Origin of the sequence: Sulfitobacter sp. CW3, assembly GCF_019392245.1 — a bacterium.
In the GTDB taxonomy this organism is placed as follows: Bacteria; Pseudomonadota; Alphaproteobacteria; order Rhodobacterales; family Rhodobacteraceae; genus Sulfitobacter.
In genome coordinates, this window is the sequence record NZ_JAHXRL010000035.1 from 1 (window position 1) to 494 (window position 494).

1 protein-coding gene is annotated in these 494 nt (G+C 65.0%); it reads left to right on the plus strand.

The features are described 5' to 3' along the window. The gene (locus tag KZZ06_RS22690; protein ID WP_219581764.1) at positions 1–126 is read left to right on the plus strand and encodes a multicopper oxidase domain-containing protein; all 126 of its coding nucleotides are present in this window, start codon (positions 1–3) and stop codon (positions 124–126) included. Positions 127–494 lie beyond the last annotated feature (368 nt).

Here is a 494-nt window from a genome sequence, read left to right on the forward strand (position 1 = left end):
GTGACCTTTGACATCACCGCTAACAATCCTGGGGACTGGGCCTTTCACTGCCATCTTCTGCTCCACATGCATGCGGGAATGTTCAACGTCGTCACTGTCCGCCCTCTCGACCGAGAACCCGCATGACCGCGTTCCGTATCGCGTTGCTGGCGACGACGGTACTCCCCGTCCTTGCCGTCGCTCAGCAGATGGACCCTTCCATGCAGATGCCTGGAATGGGGGCCGGGTCGACGACGGAAGTGGCTCCGCCACGCACATCCGCACCTGCGCAGGCGGGCATGAATGGGGACCACGATATGGGTGCGATGCGGGGTACCACTTCCTCGCTGCCTCGCCGCGTGGGTGCTAAACGGGCTGCACCATCACCCGCCGGCCCTCTGGCTTCGCACAACGCAGGAACCATGGATGGGATGGGAGGTATAGAGGCCCAGCGGGAGATGCCCAACCCTCCCCCGCCTCCCGCTGCGCTTTCGGGGCCGGCGCATGCCGCCGAC